The organism is Candidatus Aegiribacteria sp., from assembly GCA_021108005.1.
Taxonomy (GTDB): domain Bacteria; phylum Fermentibacterota; class Fermentibacteria; order Fermentibacterales; family JCC-6; genus Aegiribacteria.
In genome coordinates, this window is record JAIORS010000215.1 from 1 (window position 1) to 18,758 (window position 18,758).

The following is an 18,758-nucleotide window of genomic DNA, read 5'->3' on the forward strand; positions in this document are numbered from 1 at the left end:
GTGAGCCCTTTCACCGGAAGCCGGTAGAAAAGGGCGAAGTTGGCGTCATGTTCTTCTTTCAGGGTTGCGGTATTCCCGTTGGCATATACAATCTGAGCTTCAAGACTTCCGACAGTGCCGAGACTCAGGTCAGTTTCCAGAACTGCACCCAGCGGATGACATGATGGCGATACCACTGTCCTGAACATCGGTTTTTCCGCTGTCAGTGTTTTGCCGCAGTCTTCTCCGAGCTCGAAACCTCTTCGCACATGGAACATTCCCATTCCCAGAACTATTCTCTCATCACCAAGCGGGGATATACGAATTCCTGCCTCCATGAGAGCCATGGTCATTCCGCTTCCCAGGCAGCTGGCGAGACCGAATACCGCTTCGTATTCGATTAATTCACCTGCAGTGCCTGATAGTTCAATTGTTGCTTTCCGCACACTGAAACGATTTGAAGCTGCCAGGAACATCCCCGATTGATTGTAACTGGAATCCTGCGACATGCTCAGATAATCGATCAGGATACTGCCGCCTATCTCGGGTGCCTCAAGTTCCAGAGCCATCGAAGAAGCAGCGAAGCACAGTATTACTAAAATCAGAAACCTTTTCATCTTTTTCCTTTCATTCCGCGGGGGGGATTAGAGTATTCTTATAAGTTTAGGTATATCTTATTCTATTAGACTAATCTAACTTTGAAATTATCTTTGTCAACCAGGTTTTTTGAGATAGGGGTCAAATCTTTACTCTTGACTTAACAGCAAAAGAGGATTCCGCTTTTGCATTCGCGAATATCAGTCCCATGGCAGGATGACGTTCACGAAATATAGGTTGGATAACAATTCACAAATCCGGCTTCACTGGGGACGTACATCCTGATACCGAGTCTCCGGTACACATCTGCCTGCAAAAACGTTTGACTGTGGGGTTTTCGGGTGGTATGGTCAATTTCAGGTTAAGAAATCGGGGAATACTGGCTCGAATATGCTGTTTCGTATGATTCTTTAGAAACGGCGGATAATCCATTATCCCTATACTTCTATTGCGACTGCTAATTAGCTCTATTAGATAAATATAGAAATAAATGATATAAGGGCTTAAATATTCGCTAATAGTATCTATCATATGAATCCAGGCTATTTTAACAGCAAAACCAATAAGGAATCAGAAATGAAAAGGAAAGAGTGGAAAAAAGTAGTAAAGGCGTCTAAAAATAAGGAATACCAAAAAGCAATTGATTACTTAAACAATATACTTGCCTATAAAATTGACGATCAAGAAAGGGTAATTGTCCTGGTGAATATTGCTCAGTGCGAAAAGAAACTAAACAAAATTGAGGAAGCAGTTTCATTCTTTGACAGGGCAATTGATATTGAGAATAAAACAAATGCCTTTTTCGCTCTAATGCATAAAGCTGTTTTTTTGTATGAAATCGGGAAGCCTCAAGAAAGCCTTGATATTTACAATAAAGTAAAAGCTTATCCAAACTTAACTGCTGAAGATAGAGAAGCCATAAGCATTAACGTTGATCTTATTAGAGAAAGAAGATCTATCTGATCGGTCTCTTGTACGGACTGCCGGGTAGATGGCGAATAACTCAATAGATTGGACAACAAAATATATATAAGGAACTCATTTCATCCCTTTGTATGCAGTCGGCTTTGCAGATCTCACCCGAAGATGAACAAGTGATTCGGGAAGCCCGGTGGTTTCAGTCAGAGCAGCCGTATTGCCCGGCACGAAGAGTCTGATGATGCAGGGAAGGTTCGAAGGCAGACCGAAATGCAGTATTCCGCTGTTCTGGCTTGTTGTTCCGCTTCCCCCTTCGATCTGACGCATCATTGTTGTACCGTCCTGTTCAAGTATTACAGAGCAGCCTGTTCCGGATGGATTAACTCCTTCGGGAGGATCAACATTCACGAGTATCCAGTTTCCGCCTGTGGATATATTCTTCAGAAGCGTGAGCCCGTCACCGGAGCCCACTGCAAGATCAAGCTTTCCATCAAGATTGTAATCAGCCGCTGCAGCACCCCAGCCATTGAAAATCCTGGCCCCCGAAAGCCAGGTTACGTCCTTGAATTTTCCGTTTCCAAGGTTCATATACAGAAAACTCCTTCTGTCCGGATATACTGAAGTAATAAATAGATCCAGCCAGCCATCGTTGTTGAAATCCCCCCAGACAGGATTAGAATGAGTTTCCTCAAATTTTATTCCGGATATGATCCTTACGTCATTGAAACTGCCATCGGTGTTCCGCAGGAGCATGCTTCTGTCCGAGAAGGGGATGTACCTTGGATGGGCAAGGTTGGCCGAGAACAGGTCCCAGTCTCCGTCATTGTCATAATCGCCCCAGGAGCTTCCTATTGTATGTCCCCACCAGCCATCAATATCTGTTCCCGCAATGCCCCTTCGAAGTGCGGAATTGACAGCTGTCCCTTCTTCGTTTTCCCATAAGATATTTTCCTGAAGCCTGTAATTCGATACGAATATGTCCATGTCCCCGTCGAGATCGAAATCGCAGGGGCTCACGCCCCTTCCGCAGAGATGTTCTCCAAGAAACGGTACCATTCCTGCGCTTTCACCCGCCTCTGTGAAACCATCTTCACTCCCCAGATAAAAAGCATCGGCTGTTCCCGAACCCAGACTGCCGGGTCCTTCGTAGCTGGCGAGATACAGGTCCAGCCAGCCATCGGCATTCCAGTCAAGCAGGGCAACCCCTTCAATACTTGATTCCGTTTTGCTGATACCGATGTTTTCCGTTACATCTTCAAGGATTCCGTTTCTGTTTACGAAAACCTGAATCGGGTTTCCGGAGGTTACAAGATCCGGCAGACCATCCCTGTTTAAATCTCCCCATATTCCGCCGTTGCCCCTACATGAATCCAGCCCCGATTCGGACGTGACGTTTATGAACGATGAACCTCCGGTATTCTGAAAAAGGGAATGCCCCGCGAAAAGATCGGGAAAGCCGTCAGAGTTCCAGTCACACCAGGAGACTCTGCTTCCGGACAGCAGGCTGTCGGAACCCAGCAGACGGGTTGCATCCTTAAAAACAGGTCCTTCGTATTCCCTGTATTCCCTTGCCCACTGCACAGGGCTTGTATCGGGAGGAAGAAGGCTGTTCAGGGCTTGAACCGCATCATCGCTCCAGCGGTTCTTTACTTCACCCAATACAGCCGATTCCGCGAAACTGCTCATCGCCTGTACTGTATCCTCATTCGTAAGGTGCAGCGTTCCTTCGAGCCAGTACAGGGAAGCTTCGGTGTGGTAATCGTCCATATTGAAATCGGTATCGGATATGACCGCAGTCAGCTCGGCGAGGGCTTCGGAATTTAGGCCCGACCCGGTCGTAGCGAAGAGTTTTCTGAATTGAAGCCCGGATTCAAGGGCGGGACCTGTCAGCTGCCATTCTTCGGCAGGGATTCCTGCGGGTGTAAAGCCTTCACCGACAAGATCGAGACCCTTATTCGCCATATCCAGTGCTTCAGACCATGATGAGTCTCTGTCTATGTAAAGAGCAGAACCGCTCAGGTACACCTGCGGATCATCAGGACAGGTTGCAAGCCATTCATTGAAGCAGCTTTCCCAGTTTAAGGAATCCGCTGTTTCAATAATCGCGGAAAGCCTGTACTGCCAGGCTCTGCTTCGCCACAGGTCTGATTTCGCCCCCCATTTATATAAGAATTCATCAAGCACTGCTATCCTGGCTGAATCATCGTACCAAACCGGGTAAAGACTGTCGTAAAATTCCCATCCTATTACTTCCGAGGCTTCGAGAGATTCCGGAAAGCTTTCAACCAGAACCTGTACAAGGCTGTCTGTCAGCAGTTTGTCCTCCAGGGCACTGGAGGTTTCAATAAGGGAAACAAGGTTATCCGGTCTCCATGAAAGAACATCACCCCATTCTTCAATCTGCTCCCTCAGACAGCCTGCCGGCATAGATGAATAGTATTCCGTGGATGAAGCTATGGATTCCCACAGCGCGGAGAACAACCCTGCAGAGGGATTCTCCTCGAAGGCTTTTTCAAAAAGCATTACAGCCATTGAATAATTCCCTGTTTCGCGAAAAATAACCGCCTTCAGGGAATCGGAATTTCCCGCGGATTCAAGTGCTGAGTCAAAATCCCTTATGCAAAGGGAACCCTCGAAATCGTTATTGGCTGCCATAAGGAGGATGGAAAGAATCAGAGTTGCGAATTGCATGTTTACTCCTGCATTGTGAATACCGGCGACATCATTCTGAAGTGCGTTGCATAATAATATTACAAACAGTATCATATTCCGATAAGTTAACTTCTGACAACTGTCTGTGATATTCCGTATATCACTGTAAGAACGTCGTGAATCTGGAGCGATATGACAAGAAAAGGACTTGTTCGTGAAATAAAGGAGGAGAAAGCTCTTGTCTGTCCTGCTGACGGAACTGAATGCGATACCTGCGAAGCAAGGCATGCCTGCCTGTCCCTGTCCGGAGGTACTGGTGCGGATTTCTGGGTGTACAACAACGCTGGGGCTGCTCCGGGCGACCTTGTGGAGCTGGAACTCAAGTCATCAGCGTCACTTGCAATTATCGCATCGACTTTTCTTGTTCCTGTGTTTCTTCTGTTTACAGGGTACCTTTTGATGATGAACGGCAGTGATTCACAGAGAGCTCTGGGCGCCGCCGCAGGTTTGCTTGCGGGGATTGTTGCAGCTATCGTGATCAATAAGCGGCTTGGCTCGAAAAAAGGATACAATATGCAAATGACGAGAGTTCTGGAAAAAGCTGACAGCCATTCCAAAGCTGGCTCGGATGCAGGCAGCCACACGGAAGGAAATATCCCATGATTAAAGATATGAAAGGTCTTGCTGAGAGGGTAGTCGGACAGCTTCACAATCGAGGAGTTGATTACGGTGATGCAAGGGTTGAGAATACCGACCTTGAGAATCTGACTTTCAGAAAGCAAAGATTGGCCGAAGCGGAGCTTCAGGAAGGTCGGGGAGTAGGAGTAAGGGTTCTTTTTAAGGGATGCTGGGGGTTTGCTTCCTGCAGCTGTTTTGATTCGGATGTAGTTGAAAGTACGGTTGATCGGGCTGTCGAGATAGCAAAAGCTGGAGCCGGAGTGATGGCAGGGTCGGTGAGCCTTTCCCAGGAAACACCTGCCATAGGTCATTACGAAGGACCCTGCCAGAGAAATCCCTTTGAAATTCCGCGAAGCGAAAAACTTGATCTTCTTGCCAGGGCCGCTGACATTATGCACACATCTCCGCTTATCAATATGAGCTTGAGCCGTCTTAGATTCGAGAGGAGAAGAAGGGCTTTCAGCAATACTGAGGGCGGTTTTTACAATGCCTGATATCACGGCGTACGCGGTTCTGGACGATGACATGCAGAGCAGAGGTTTTCAGGAAGGCGCCAGGATAGCCGGATGGGAGTGGGTGGAAGAGGCTGATTTGATCTTCTGGGCCGAAAAAGCCAGGGAGGAAGCCATAATGAAGGTCAAGGCTCCCGAAGGCTCCTCAGGTGTGATGGATCTTGTTCTGGACGGGACTCATCTAAGCCTGACGATGCATGAATCGGTGGGGCATCCCACTGAAAGTGACAGAGTATTGGGATGGGAAGCCAGCATGGCCGGACGCACCTTTCTGAATATAGATGACCAGGAAAAACTGAAATACGGATCAGAAATTGTCAATTTCATAGCGGATAACACGATGCCCTACGGAGTCGCGAGCTGGGGTTGGGATGATGATGGCGTGCCCGGACAGAAATGGTATACGATCAAGGATGGGATTTTCCAGCAGTTCGGTTCTGTAAGAGAAACCGCTCTTCTTGTTAACAGAAAGCACAGCACCGGGTGCTGCAGGGCTCAGGATTTTGCCAGCTTCCCTATAAACAGGCAGCCAAATTTCTACCTGGAACCAGGGGAAGAGCAACTTACGCCTGACGATCTTATTTCCGAAGTCGAAAAAGGTGTTTATATCGAGGGGCGTGGTTCTTTCAGCATCGATCAGAGAAGGATAAACTTCCAGTTCGGAGGAGACATGTTCTGGGAGATAAGAAATGGTAAAAAAGTGCAACCGCTGAAAAAGGTTATTTACAGATCGAAGACCAGGGATTTCTGGGGATCCTGTGACGGTATCTCCGATAAGAGATTCTTCAGAACCATGGGGCTTCTCACCTGCGGAAAGGGAGAACCCGTGCAGGGTGCCAGGATGACCCACGGAGCGAGCACGTCAAGGTTCAGGAATATTGAAGTGGGAAGGGGCGCGGAATGACCAGGGAAGAACTTCTGGAAGTAATTGAGGCGGTCCTTGAAAAGGCTTCGGTTCCCGACGTGGTTGCCACTTTAACTGAAGAAAGGGTTGCAGCTGTAAGGTTCGGTCAGAACAGAATCACACAGAACATGGATACATTCGAGAGAAAACTCCGGATAACTCTGGGTGATGGAGAGAGAAAAACCGTTTACTCAACGCACAGGATCGATGTCGATGCCATTCCAGAAATCCTTGACAAAGCGATGGAGATGCTTAAAACCGCTTCTCCTGACCCTGAGTACATGTCGCCCGTTAACGCTGGACAGGTATATCCAATGATTGAATCCTGGGATAGAGTCACCGCTGAAGCCAACCCCCAGGGGCGAACAGAAGCCGCGGGCAAGGCAATCGTCACTGCGAGGATGCACGGAATGGAAGCCGCTGGTCTTGTCGGCATGACTTATTCGAATACTGCCATGGGAACATCAACGGGCAATCTTGCTCATCACAGATCAACCGAAGCTTTCATGAGGCTTACAATCGATCGGGGCAAACCATCCAGTTTCAGGGTGATTAGCGCGGAAGCCTGGAAGGATCTGGCAGTGGATGAAGCGATAAGTGAAGTGGCGGCTGAAGTTGAAGCCGATGAGAATCAGAGGGAGCTTGAACCTGGAGAGTACAGGCTGATATTCGAACCCCAGGCCGTTTCTAACTTTATTCCTTACATTGCCTGGCACATGAATGCCAGACCTGCAGATGAAGGGCTGACTGTATTTTCAGGCAGACAGGATAAGTCGGTCACCGGTGATAATTTTACAATGAGCAGCGAGGTTAACGGTTTTCTGAAAGGCATTCCTTTCAACGAAGAGGGTCTTGCCTCAAAGGATGTGGTGTGGATCGACTGCGGAAGGCTGGTAAATCAGCCCTGTACGAGATACTGGGCGAGTGAAACCGGTCGCGAACCCCTCTTTATCCCGGAGACACTTGCAATTGGCGGAGGTTCAGGATCAACGGAGGATCTTATTCGCAGCACTCCGGGGAAGGCTCTTCTTTTCAGGAGATTCTGGTACATAAGGTTCGTTGACCAGAAGGAACTGAGTCTTACCGGGATGACCCGCGATGGTGTATTTCTGGTTGAGAATGGAAAGATCGTACACCCCTTGAAGGATTTTAGATGGAACTGGAAGCCGCTGGATCTTTTTTCAAAAATTGAGAAACTCGGTACCCCTGAGCGGAAGGGGCAGTTAAGCGTTCCACCGATGGTTATCGGTCCGACTGTTCTGTAATCCTGCTACCAGACGAACCGGATTCCCCAGTAAGTTTCACCGTCGAGTGATCGAAATGGCTGTGTATCGCTGAAGTAGTGTGTGACATGAGTTTCAAAGGTTCCGGCGGGTGCCTGGTAGGCGAAGTAGATTTCACCACTGTGTCTTGATGAACTTGCGCCATCGTCATGGAAGTAGAGATCCGCCCTGTATCTCAGCCCTGAAAGCCATGAATGCCATACGGCACCTTCGAAATCGAGCATTCCATGCATCGACCAGTTGAAATCGTGTCCCTTCTGGAACGTATCGTTTCGGGGGCGGTAGAACCCGATTGAGAACCAGCCGTCGGGCAGTCCCGCGGGCAGGAAAGCCGGATGGTCGCTGAATTCCGGAGCAGGTTCATCGAGGACGACTCCGAGTTTAATGTTGTTCATGTACTCCGAAAGGGTATCTGCCATATCTATATTATGAAAACACTCATGATCCGTATATATCCTCAGGAGAACAGGATCCATCTGATACTCGAACTGCGTTTTTACATTCCAGTGGCCGCCGTAGATGTTGAACTTCATTTCGGGGCTGTTCCAGTTCTCTCCCATATAGGTTTCCATCGCGAGACCCAGCTGCCATGAGAATGAACCTATTCGCAGTATTCTGATATCTGCTTCGATGTTACCGTATATGAAGTGTTCTACGTTCTGGTTGAAGAAACTGCAGGCTTCAAGTACACCGGTAGCTTCCATTGGGAACTCCAAAGGTGCTGAGAACAGCACTGCAGCGAACAGAAAAGTACCGATGGTGACCTGCCTTTGATTGAATGGAGTGCTGCGGTATTCCATATAAAGAAAGCCGCAGCAACGAAGTGAATATAAGACTCAGTCGTTCTGAAGGTAGTCCATGAGATTGGTTTCTTCTGATGGATCAGCCTCAAGCCCCTTCTTCAATGCCTGTATCATCATGGATTCGGGCAGAGAGCCTTCAGCGTAGAATTTGCCGTTTATCACAGTTCTCGGAACGCCCTGCACCCTGAACTTCGTTGACAGTTCGGGGAATTCGTTGGCTTCTATCACTTCCGATTTTACTTTATCACTGTAACGTGCCATTCTGCTTGCAAGAACAGCCGCAGAAGGACAATGGGGACATGTGGGAGTAACGAAGACCTGCATGTTGAGATCATCTTCCAGTTCTTTCAGGAACTGCATGGTATCCTCCGTGAGCGGTTCTTCCGATCCCCCGGTATCGATTATAGTGGTCAGGAGGGAGCTGAATTCGTATCCTGAAGGGGTTCCGTAGAATTTAACCCTTGAATTGGTTCCATCTGAGACGATTATAGCGGGGGCTTTATCAACACCGTCTTTCTCAGCCTCTTCCCGGTTGTCGAGGGAGTTCAGAAAGGAGATTTTCAGCTTTTCCGATAATTCGTCAAGTTCCTTGAGTATATTTTCAGTGTCCTGGCACGTCGGGCATTCCAGTTTCTGAGTGTACACTCTTACATGTACATCGCTTACAAGGGCGCCGAATATCTTTCTTACTTCACCTGCATCATTATCCGATAGTAAAGCCATTGTTCTTCATCCCCATTACTACTGCAGCATCTCAAATACCGCTGAAGCGGCTCTTGCGCCGTCGGAAACAGCGGTGACTATCTGCCGCAGTCCGTTATCTGTTACATCTCCCGCAGCGAAGACGTTCCTATTTGATGTGTGAACGATATCGCGGGTTCTGATTGTTCCGTTATCGTTCAGTTCAACAAGGTCTACAAAAGGTTCCGTGGCCGGTTTCCGCCCGACGTACATGAATACACCGTCAAGCTTCAGCTCCCTTTCACCGTCCGTGGTATTCAGAATTACACTTTCAACACCATCGTCTCCTTTTATCTCCTTCAGCGTTGTATTCCATAGAACGTTGCAGTTCCCGCGAGAGAGGAGTTTTTCCGCGAGGTAGGGTTCTGCCCGGAACTTGTCCCTCCTGTGAACAAGGGTTAGCTCAGAGACGAATTCGGAAAGATGGAGAGCTTCCTTTACCGCGCTGTCACCGCCACCGACAACGAGTACATGAGAATTCCTGAAAAAAGGCGCGTCACAGGTTGCGCAGTAGCTGACTCCCCTTCCGTAGAATTTATCCTCGCCGGGTACTCCGAGCTTCGCGGGTGCGGCACCGGTGGCTATTATGAGATGTTTTACGGAATAGATGGATGAATCGGCCTTTATCTCAATTCTGTCATTAATTGGAACGGCAGATATTACCGAAGCTGATTCGAAAACACCGCCCCAGCTTTCAGCCTGTTTCTTCATGGCCGCAACAAGGTCGCCTCCGCTTATTGTCTTTATACCCGGGTAATTCTCTATCAGAGCTGTCAGGGCTGCCTGTCCTCCCGGCTGGTAGCTTTCAAGAACGATATGCTCAATATCGTATCTCGCGGCATAAAGGGCGGCGGAAAGGGCGGCGGGACCACCACCGGCAATGACAAGATCGAGTTCACGATTCTCGGAGGAACTGGATCCCACGAGTCCGGTTTTCAGATCCATATCTGCTAAACCAGTTTTGAGTCGGCAAGATCTTCCAGCTGCTTCTGAAGCGCGTTCCGGTCCCGGAAACCAACCATTCTGTCGATTTCCTGTCCATCGTGGAATACTATCATGGTGGGAACTCCGCGGATACCGAATTGCGAGGATGCGGAAGGACTTTCGTCAACGTCTATGTGATAGAACCCGACCTTATTATCGAGCTCATCCGATACTTTGTTGAGAACGGGATCCAGCATTTTACAGGGACCACACCACGAAGCGCTGAAGTCGATCAGAGATATTTTATCCTTTGATGAAGCGGCATCTTCGATTTCGTTACCTTTGATATGTTTTACAGCCATGATAATCTCCTTTTATCAGTTTCGAATTTGATTGTTACTTTTTTCACAAGCATTTTCGTTGCCAGAAATCGAACAAACCCGTAAATTTCACTACCACAATATATACAGACTATGCTCAACATTTCTTATTTTGTACTACTATAAAAAAGCGGCATGTTGGCACACCAATTATAACCGCTTCACTCATCTGTTATATTCAGAACCGGTATCATAAAGAATTGGAAGGATTATCGCATCTATTGAAAGAGCCGGGAATGTTAAAAAGGGTAGAAGCCGCAGGAAGAATAGCACTTACGAAACACGTTCTCGTCCGTTTCCAACCGGACAGGGTACTTGAGAGAATACCGGTCAATGTAAAACTGAAGCGAATACTTCTGATGAGATGGGACGCTATTGGTGATATGATGGTATGTCTTCCTTTTTTCAGGAAAGTACGAGAGCTTTTTCCTGAGGCTGAAACGGGCATTGTTGTCTCGCGGCGCAACCTTCCCCTTCTTAAGCATGAAAAGGGATTTCATACTATTCTATACGACAGCGAACCAATAACCTATATCAGGAGCCTGGCCCTGGCGCGGCGTTTCAACCCCGATGTGATAGTAGATACAAGAATGCACTACGATTCAACTACATCGTTTATTTACGGACTGGTGTCGGGCGCGGCCTGGAGGTTGTCCGCATCAAACAGAGACAATAAGTTGCCATTTTCCGTTCGAGTTCCCATTCCTGAGGGAAGGCATTACATAGCGAAATTGATGTCCATTCTCCTCGAAGGACTTGGGAAAAAAATTGATGATTCAGAACTTGAAAGGGAGCCAGTATTGTCCGTCGAGGAAACGGAGTTTGTCTGCGCTTTCTGGAGAGAAACCGGGCTCAGGTTTCGTGGGAATTGCGTGGGGATAAATATTTCGGCAAGGGATTCGCGTCATCGATGGACTGATGAAAAAACCGCGGCATTGTGCGGAAGTCTGATCTCCCGCGGGAAGACTCCTCTCTTGATGTCGATCCCGCCCGAGCGGAGGAGGGCCCTGGCTATAGCTGAATCGCGATCGGGCACTCTGGTCGCGCCCGAGTGTCCGACTATACTTCATGCTGCTGCTCTGATAAGGGATCTTGCCCTGTTTGTAACACCGGATACAGGACTGGTTCATATTGCCGCGTCCTTTGGAATTCCTGTTGTGGGAATGTATTGTCCGAACGAATCGCATTTGCCGTTGTGGTATCCATGGAGGGTTGAGAACGAAGTGCTGATGGATCCTGAAAAAGTGGAGAACATTACGGTAAAAGATGTGGAGAAGGCAGTTGAAAGGCTTGTGAGACGCACAGCTGCAATTGATGTCATATGATGTCCGGTATACTGAAAAAACTGGAAGTACTGAGCAGGAGAATTCTTTTTCGGGCAATTGCTCCGGGAGTATCATCGGGTAACGTGCCTTCATCCCTGCCAGTTGATGAGACCGTTGACAGTATACTCATAATGAGGCAGGACAGGATTGGGGACATGATAATGACTCTGCCCCTGATTCGAAGGATCAGGAGCCTCTACCCCGGTATCAGAACAGGAATAGTAGCTTCGGAATCCAACAGGATCATCCTTAAATACGAAAAAGGTCTGGACGTTATTACATACAGGAAGGATCCAGGTGGGTTTGTTTCGTCACTTCTTGAAGCCCGGAACTTCAGCCCTGACGCTATAGTCGACATGCACATGCACGATTCCACAACCTCATTCGTATATGCGTTGTTTTCGGGCGCAGAATGGAAACTGCATATTGACCGTGAAAACAGGCTGCCCTTCAACGTCAGGGTGAAAGCTCCCCAGGATGGCCATATCATGGATGCCTTCTCGGGATTGCTGTCTGGATTGGGAAAGCGGATTGAAACCGTTTCAATGCATCGTGAAGTAACCCTTTCCGCAGAAGAGACCGGCTTTGCTGAAGACTTCTGGAATCGTTCAGCCACGTTACCGGAAAACTGCGTGGCGGTCAATATTTCAGCGGGGGGAGAGAATCGCCGATGGGGGGTGGAGAGATACGCTCGAGTATGCAGCTGTATCATGGAACTGGGGCTGAAACCTCTCATTCTTTATTCACCTCAGGATTCGAGTTCAGCCGAAGCAGTCTGCAGGAGCGAACCGGGTTCAATCATTTCACCTGTAACACCGGGCATTCTTCATCTGGCAGCCATCATTCGAAGTGTTTCAATGCTGGTAAGCCCCGACACATCGGTAATTCATCTGGCCGCTTCGTACGGGATTCCAGTGGTGGGAATGTATCTTCCATTCGATCCATCTCTTCCTAAATGGTACCCATGGGATGTGAAAAGTGAGATAATGATGGCATCGGATCACAACTCTCTTGATTCGGTAACTCCTGAAATGGTTTCTGGAGCTGTAAGGAGACTTGTTTCAGATGCGGTGCACAGCGTTCATTGAGATCAGTAGGCGCCTTTTCGCAGAAGAATTGCCGGAATGGTCATGATCAGTATGGAAAGGTCCATCCATATCGACCAGTTATCAACGTAATAGAGATCAAGCTTCACCATTTCCCTGTACTTAAGATCGTTTCTACCGGAAACCTGGCAGACTCCGGTCATTCCGGGGAGAACCTCAAGTTTTTTGAAGTGTTTGACGGAGTATCTCTTAACCTCTTCGGGAATATGCGGGCGCGGACCTACAAGGCTCATGCTTCCTGAAAGTACGTTAAAAAGCTGAGGCAGTTCATCCAGACTGAACTTACGGATAAACCGTCCCACACGGGTAATGCGGGGGTCCTTTTTGAGTTTGGAGAGAAGTTCATGGTTATCTACGGGCAGGAGATCCTCTTTCTTTAGATCGGTCCCAACTTTCATTGATCTGAATTTCAATAATCTGAATTTTTTCTGCTCCCTGCCAAGCCGTGTCTGACTATAGAAAACTGGAAATCCTGAATCTATTACTATCGCAATGGCTATCAGAATACCAAGAGGCATAAGAAGTATCACCACTGGTACAGCCAGCAACAGATCAAATATCCTTTTCAGTACGATGCTGCTGCCGCTCAGGGGAGGAGGGACAGATTCTATCATTGTTATTCCATCCAGGTAGGTCACCCTTGTTGTACTTGTAACAAGATCGGAGACATCAGCGATCAGTTTGTAGGAGATATCCTCCTGTTCACAGTTGTAAATGAGCCTGGCAGTATCTTCTCTGGAAATATCGGGATCGGTAATTATCAGTTCACTGATGTTATTCTCATGCATCCAGTTGAACATGGCTGAATCCGAATCAAAACTGAAAAGGTTATTCTGCGTATCTTTTCCGGCGCAACCGGTTGTTATGAAACCTTCGGTTACATAAGGAATGGATACCTTTTTCTGCATGTATTCCTTGAGTTCATTCGCGTAGTTGTTATATCCGTAGAAAACAACCTTTATTCCTTTGCCTGACTTAAGGGTGAACCATTTGAAGAATCTGTGGAACAAGCCATGCCATGCATAAATCGCTATGGATGTGGTTGGAAAAGCGAAGATAAGAATGAATCTTGAGAACATCAGCTGCCTTGAGGCAAATGTAAAAGCAAAGGTTACAACAACCGCAATGAAAGATACTCGAAGAATCCAGGACAGTTCCTCTACCGATGCTATGCCGAATTCTTTTCTGTAAACCCTGAAAGCCCTGAACATCATCAGTTCTACGCAGGCCATAACGGAACCTGATATTATGTAGTTCCAGAGCCCGAGCCTGAAATCGTTAGGGATTCCGAATAACTGTTCCAGGAGATCAGAAAGAGCAAAATGACGAAGCCAGTAGCCGAGGATATAAACGCCTACAATGAGGATGAAATCTCCCAGGGGGAGAAGAAAGGAAGCGGGGGTAATTCCTTCTTTTCTCAACTCGGGAATCGTCCTTCCTTTGTGCGAGAAGTACCGCATTTTCCTGTAATGGCACAGGGATATTCACTGAAAAATCTTACCATACTTTTCAAATGGTACCATAGAGCTTTAACAGATCCTCCAGCACTTGCTCTTCTGCTGTCATGCCTGATAACTGCCTCCGGTACGTACCAGACAGCCATTCCCGCTTTATTTGCTCGAATGCACCATTGCACATCTTCAAAATAGAGGAAGTATTTTTCGGACATGAAACCGATCTTTTCCCTACCAGCGGGTGTAAGCCACATTGCGGCGCCAACGATCCAGTCTACCATGGCCGGGTGATCCGTGTCAACAGGATTGAGGTGTTTTTGAAGGCGACGTTCAGATCCGGGCAGCTTTCCCAGGAATGTTCTTCTAAGAGCGATATCAAGTAGTGTAGGCCAGGTTCGCGCGGTGGACTGGATAATGCCATTGGAATCGACCATCGCGGGGCCTAGAAGGGCTGCTTCAGGATGTTTTTCCTCGAACTTCATGAGAGAATGAAGTGCTCCGGGTAGTATCACGGTATCCGGATTAAGAAACAGGATACTGTTTCCAGAAGCTTCAGCGGCGCCCATGTTGTTTGCAGTGGCAAGGCCCCGGTTTTCTGAAGAACGCAGCAATTTTATCATATCGTAACTTTCAGCGATGCAAGCTGACCGATCCGATGACGCGTTATCGACTACAATTATTTCGCTTGGAGCTTCAGTAACATCTAACTTCAGCAGAGATTCGATAGTATCTGCAAGTGTCAATGCACTGTTGAACGATGTAATTACTACAGAAAGATTAAGTGGCATAATACTTTATCTGTAAAAGTGGGAGGCGGGAATGAACCGCCTCCCGGGAAATGATGATTTCCTAAAGAACAGCGTCCTTCAGGCCTTTTCCGGCCTTGAATTTTGGTACACTCTTTGCTGGATAGGTCATCTTCTTTTTGGTGTGCGGGTTTACACCAGTTCTGCTCTTGCGGTGTTTTACGGAAAAAGTTCCGAAACCGACAAGGCTGACTTTATTGCCCCTACTTAATGTGTTTTTGATTCCATCAAGTACGGCATCTACCGCGATGCCTGCCTGCTTCTTGGTGATATCTGCATTTTCGGCAACGTGTGTTACGAGATCTTTTTTAGTCACTTGTTCACCCCCTCCCATTTGCTGTTACTTAAAGCTATAAGGTGGAAAATTCAATGTCAACCCCTTAAAATATTTATAAAGAATCAAAATTTGAAGCTATATCGATGATTGATGAACATCAGGAATGGAAATATAGATTTATAATACACATTGAATGTAATATTATACACGATATATGGTTAAAGCTAGAAGTTACTTACATGCTGTTCAATTTTTATATCGGGAAGATCTACGATATTGATTTTGAAGTAGAAACCGCTATCCACATCGGATATATGTCTCACGAATATAGCTTCCCAGCAATGGAGGTTGCGTCTGAGGGTATAACTCTGGTTGATGAAGTTTTCGTTCATCACATCGTAATAGGCATTGTATTCAATCGACCAGCCGGGAGTCAGGTCAAGTGAGGCGGAGAGTCGGAATTTGCTGATGTTCTCCGTATCATTAAGACCATGTTTGTAGTAATGGCTGAGTACGATTCTTAGAGGCATTCCAAGCCTTGTAGTACCTGAATCGGGAAGAAGGGTTCTGTCGTATCCGGACAGTCGCAGGCTTGAGGATACAGACAGGTTGGTGAGTTCGTTTTCGTACAGATCCCAGCTTCCATTTCCGGTTACGCTGAATTGTGATAAGGGTGATATATCAAGGTTTGCTGAAAGGGGTGAAAAAGGATGCTCTTCGTCTTCCAGATTTGCGGACGTAGAAAGACTCAGCGATGCTATATCGAAGCGGGTAATCCTGTTACGATCTGACATTTTACCTTCAAGCGTGTTCATTAGGGAAAACGAAATGGTTCGTCTGGCTGAGGGGAGGCTAAAATCAGAGAAATAGTAGTATTCGTATGCTGCTGAGTCGGAATTCATAATACCGCTGCCATTCAGGTACCTGTCGGGAGCCCACTGCAGGGAAATGCCGGGGGTGATCGTATGTCTGAGTGCGTTAAGGCCGAAAAGCCTGGTAGAGAAGATACCGTAAATGTTCGTTGAGATCGACAGGCTGGCGGATCCCTGAAGCCACCATGGGAGATTATTGTTGTTCCTGTCCCTGTCATATATGGTTCCGGTACCGCGGATCGAGGGTGCGAGCGAAAGCCACCCCCATAACCTGCTGGATCCTGTCAGCCCGGAGGTTAGCTTCAGAGCGCTGTTTGTGGCTCTTGACTCTTCCATCCTTCTATCCCTTGAGAGGTAATGCGCGCTTACATTCCAATATATAGAGTGCCACGGACGGATAAGTGAAGGGTCTGAAGGTGATCTGAAAAGGGGAGAGGATGGGAGTGAAAGCCGTACGTCAGGCATTTCCTGAACGGACTCAAGCTCACCAGGGATAGTGTCCGGATCGGTGTTCAGGTAGCTTGTTCTGTCCATCACAGCCTGGAAGCTCATTCTGCCGAAGTACCTGTTCACACTTACCCAGGAATGTAATTCTCCTGTCATACGATCCTCTGGGTTCTGCTGCGTTTCTTCAAGATAGGAATTGTCACTAAGGAACTCACCCTGAACCCTCACGGTAGTTCCATCCGGGAAATCATGCAGATGGTTGCCGAAAGCCATCCATCTGTCGCGGTGGGTTTGAAATTCCCTTCTCCACTCGGTTCGCAGGTTTCCATTGCATATGTACCTTATCCTGTGTCTTTCATCCGCCGCGAGTACGAACCTGGTTTTCTCCATGATGTCGCCGTGTATCCAGAGATCAGTGTAATCGGAGAAAGCGAAATAATATCCCAGCTCTCTGAGAAACCTGCCGTCCCTGCTGGTCTGGCCGAATTTAGGCATCGTGAAACCGGACTGGCGCCCGCGTCTTATCGGGAACACCCAGTATGGGAAGTAGAAAACAGGAGTGTTTTCAACGTAAAGGTAAACGGGCCTGGCAACAGCCTTGTCATCGGGGAAAACCTTCATGACAGGGCAATAGAAATGGTAGTGAACAGTGTCATCATCGCACGTTGTGAATCTGGCATCGACAATATTGAATTCGTTTGGGCCGACCCTTGTTATCGTGGCACCTGTATAGAATCCGAAATCGTATTTCGAAGCCGCTTCCAGTATACGTCCTTTTCGCGAGGGAATACTGTATATCATCCCATTCCCTGTTATTGACTCGCCTCGGTCGAAAAGTTCGGATTCACCTCTGGCGGTGATGATCTCATCATCGGCGGAGTATTCCACGGTATCCGATTTCAGTGTCATGTCCTGGTAATCAAGAGTTGCGGATCCTATTAGCATCAGATCACTGTTATCAGGATAGAAGACCAGAGAGTCAGCGGAGTAGGCGATGGTTTCAAGCCTTTGCGATGTGAGAGTTGAATCCCTTGAAGTACTGTCAGGCCCGGCAGTATCAGTTGCGAAGAGTACTGCAAGAACCAGGATAGAGGTCATTCTGTTTGATTTCTTCCCATGATCGCGGCTCCCTCCATATCCAGTTCCCTATATCTTAATAATTTTTATCCTAATTTGGTAATTTGCGGGTTAGCAATAGGAAAGTGTGTCCAGCGACATTCACACCGGCACCAAATCTGATTCTGACGTGACAGAGACTGTGCGGGAAGATCCTTTATCAGGCTACTAAGATGTATTTCAACAGGTTATGGAATTCTGGAAGGGCAGTCTTCTTTGGGTTCCCATCCTTGTCTTATTTTTCATCCATCAGACGAATTCAGGCGAAGTTGTTCAGTGGGTGGTACTCTTTTGATTAATGATGTAAAGCAAAGGGTAAAATTCCGGATCCTCAGGAACAACCATAATCCCGCCCGGTGATATATCGAATCTCCAGTTGTAAGCATCTTCTCTGTCAGGCAGACCCGCAGTATACAGCAAACAGCCCCGATTATCGAAAATATCGAAAGTTGGCGAAGGTACCGGTCTCGGACTCTCAACGGTGTGCGGAATCGTAAGACAGCATAATGGATTCATTCATGTATACAGTGAAATAGAGAAAGGAACAGCTATCAAGGTCCACTTGCCGATTCACAGAAAAATAAGGACACAATCGCACAAATACCGATAGAAACAATTCAGTTCTTGAGGATACACTGTAATCACATGCCTTACCTAAGCATTCCACTTGCAGAAGTTAGCACAATCCGCTAGTTTCTGCTAGTGAAATGCAGATTCGGGAAAAGGAGTAATATCGATGAAACAGGTAACAGCCATGTCACTCTGGGTTGAGCAGCTTCAGTCAAAGGGCCGCTACACCTTCACTTGCACCCAGGCCGAGTCTGATACAGGTCGTTCTTTCGTTGCAGTTCAGACCGCATTGCGGAGGCTGAAGAAGCAGAAACGCATCGTTTCCCCCCGGCGAGGGTTTTATGTGGTGGTTCCGCCGGAGTACAGAGCCGTTGGATCACCACCGGCGAGTTGGTTTATCGATGACCTCATGCT

19 protein-coding genes are annotated in these 18,758 nt (G+C 47.5%); 9 read left to right on the top strand and 10 right to left on the bottom strand.

The window, feature by feature from the left end:
• Positions 1-596, bottom strand: a 596-nt coding sequence (locus K8S15_13405) for a hypothetical protein (GenBank protein ID MCD4777032.1), incomplete at its 3' end; no start/stop codon positions are given.
• 556 nt (positions 597-1,152) lie between these two features.
• On the opposite strand from K8S15_13405, the gene K8S15_13410 reads away from it, so the two are divergent.
• Positions 1,153-1,539 carry a tetratricopeptide repeat protein gene (locus K8S15_13410; protein MCD4777033.1) on the top strand — a complete coding sequence of 129 codons (387 nt, stop codon included), beginning with the start codon at positions 1,153-1,155 and terminating at the stop codon, positions 1,537-1,539.
• Between the two features lie 75 nt (positions 1,540-1,614).
• Here the strand turns inward: K8S15_13410 and K8S15_13415 are convergent, their stop codons facing one another.
• Positions 1,615-4,185 carry a CRTAC1 family protein gene (locus K8S15_13415; GenBank protein MCD4777034.1) on the bottom strand — a complete coding sequence of 857 codons (2,571 nt, stop codon included), beginning with the start codon at positions 4,183-4,185 and terminating at the stop codon, positions 1,615-1,617.
• A 153-nt stretch (positions 4,186-4,338) separates the two neighbouring features.
• Here K8S15_13415 and K8S15_13420 point away from each other — a divergent pair, with 153 nt between their 5' ends.
• From K8S15_13420 to K8S15_13435, 4 genes are read left to right on the top strand one after another with little or no spacing between them, the layout of a single operon-like run.
• The gene (locus K8S15_13420) at positions 4,339-4,809 is read left to right on the top strand and encodes a SoxR reducing system RseC family protein (protein MCD4777035.1); all 471 of its coding nucleotides are present in this window, start codon (positions 4,339-4,341) and stop codon (positions 4,807-4,809) included.
• Entirely contained in the window at positions 4,806-5,318 is a 513-nt protein-coding gene (locus K8S15_13425) for a hypothetical protein (protein ID MCD4777036.1), read from the top strand. Before K8S15_13420 ends, K8S15_13425 begins: the two co-directional genes overlap by 4 nt.
• Positions 5,311-6,240, top strand: a complete 930-nt coding sequence (locus tag K8S15_13430) for a TldD/PmbA family protein (protein ID MCD4777037.1) — start codon at positions 5,311-5,313, stop codon at positions 6,238-6,240. Before K8S15_13425 ends, K8S15_13430 begins: the two co-directional genes overlap by 8 nt.
• Entirely contained in the window at positions 6,237-7,505 is a 1,269-nt protein-coding gene (locus K8S15_13435; protein ID MCD4777038.1) for a hypothetical protein, read from the top strand. Before K8S15_13430 ends, K8S15_13435 begins: the two co-directional genes overlap by 4 nt.
• Positions 7,506-7,510: 5 nt before the next feature.
• On the opposite strand, the gene K8S15_13440 is transcribed toward K8S15_13435, so the two are convergent.
• The 4 genes from K8S15_13440 to trxA all read right to left on the bottom strand — a co-directional run bounded on the left by K8S15_13440 (position 7,511) and on the right by trxA (position 10,353).
• Positions 7,511-8,227, bottom strand: coding sequence for a hypothetical protein (locus tag K8S15_13440; protein MCD4777039.1), 717 nt, complete (start codon positions 8,225-8,227; stop codon positions 7,511-7,513).
• Between the two features lie 132 nt (positions 8,228-8,359).
• Positions 8,360-9,049: a thioredoxin family protein gene (locus K8S15_13445; GenBank protein ID MCD4777040.1), complete on the bottom strand. Its 690-nt coding sequence runs from the start codon at positions 9,047-9,049 to the stop codon at positions 8,360-8,362.
• Between the two features lie 18 nt (positions 9,050-9,067).
• Positions 9,068-10,012, bottom strand: a complete 945-nt coding sequence (locus K8S15_13450) for an FAD-dependent oxidoreductase (GenBank protein MCD4777041.1) — start codon at positions 10,010-10,012, stop codon at positions 9,068-9,070.
• A 5-nt stretch (positions 10,013-10,017) separates the two neighbouring features.
• Complete coding sequence (gene trxA / locus K8S15_13455; GenBank protein ID MCD4777042.1) at positions 10,018-10,353, bottom strand: thioredoxin; 336 nt, start codon at positions 10,351-10,353, stop codon at positions 10,018-10,020.
• Positions 10,354-10,607: 254 nt separating this feature from the next.
• Between trxA and K8S15_13460 the strand changes: the two genes are divergently transcribed.
• Both K8S15_13460 and K8S15_13465 read left to right on the top strand, forming a co-directional pair.
• Positions 10,608-11,696: a hypothetical protein gene (locus K8S15_13460; GenBank protein MCD4777043.1), complete on the top strand. Its 1,089-nt coding sequence runs from the start codon at positions 10,608-10,610 to the stop codon at positions 11,694-11,696.
• Positions 11,693-12,784: a glycosyltransferase family 9 protein gene (locus K8S15_13465; GenBank protein ID MCD4777044.1), complete on the top strand. Its 1,092-nt coding sequence runs from the start codon at positions 11,693-11,695 to the stop codon at positions 12,782-12,784. The genes K8S15_13460 and K8S15_13465 overlap by 4 nt, the downstream gene beginning before the upstream one ends.
• A gap of 2 nt (positions 12,785-12,786) precedes the next feature.
• Here K8S15_13465 and K8S15_13470 read toward each other — a convergent pair whose 3' ends face one another.
• The 4 genes from K8S15_13470 to lptD form a co-directional block, all read right to left on the bottom strand.
• A complete protein-coding gene (locus K8S15_13470) occupies positions 12,787-14,223 on the bottom strand; it encodes a sugar transferase (protein ID MCD4777045.1) in 1,437 nt (478 codons plus the stop codon).
• The gene (locus K8S15_13475) at positions 14,220-15,044 is read right to left on the bottom strand and encodes a glycosyltransferase family 2 protein (protein ID MCD4777046.1); all 825 of its coding nucleotides are present in this window, start codon (positions 15,042-15,044) and stop codon (positions 14,220-14,222) included. Before K8S15_13475 ends, K8S15_13470 begins: the two co-directional genes overlap by 4 nt.
• Positions 15,045-15,105: 61 nt before the next feature.
• The gene (locus K8S15_13480) at positions 15,106-15,378 is read right to left on the bottom strand and encodes an HU family DNA-binding protein (GenBank protein ID MCD4777047.1); all 273 of its coding nucleotides are present in this window, start codon (positions 15,376-15,378) and stop codon (positions 15,106-15,108) included.
• A 185-nt stretch (positions 15,379-15,563) separates the two neighbouring features.
• Complete coding sequence (gene lptD / locus K8S15_13485; protein ID MCD4777048.1) at positions 15,564-17,756, bottom strand: LPS assembly protein LptD; 2,193 nt, start codon at positions 17,754-17,756, stop codon at positions 15,564-15,566.
• 409 nt (positions 17,757-18,165) lie between these two features.
• Here lptD and K8S15_13490 point away from each other — a divergent pair, with 409 nt between their 5' ends.
• Both K8S15_13490 and K8S15_13495 read left to right on the top strand, forming a co-directional pair.
• Positions 18,166-18,384: a hypothetical protein gene (locus tag K8S15_13490; GenBank protein ID MCD4777049.1), complete on the top strand. Its 219-nt coding sequence runs from the start codon at positions 18,166-18,168 to the stop codon at positions 18,382-18,384.
• A gap of 126 nt (positions 18,385-18,510) precedes the next feature.
• Positions 18,511-18,758 (top strand): type IV toxin-antitoxin system AbiEi family antitoxin domain-containing protein (locus K8S15_13495; protein ID MCD4777050.1); only part of this gene is annotated, 248 nt, incomplete at its 3' end.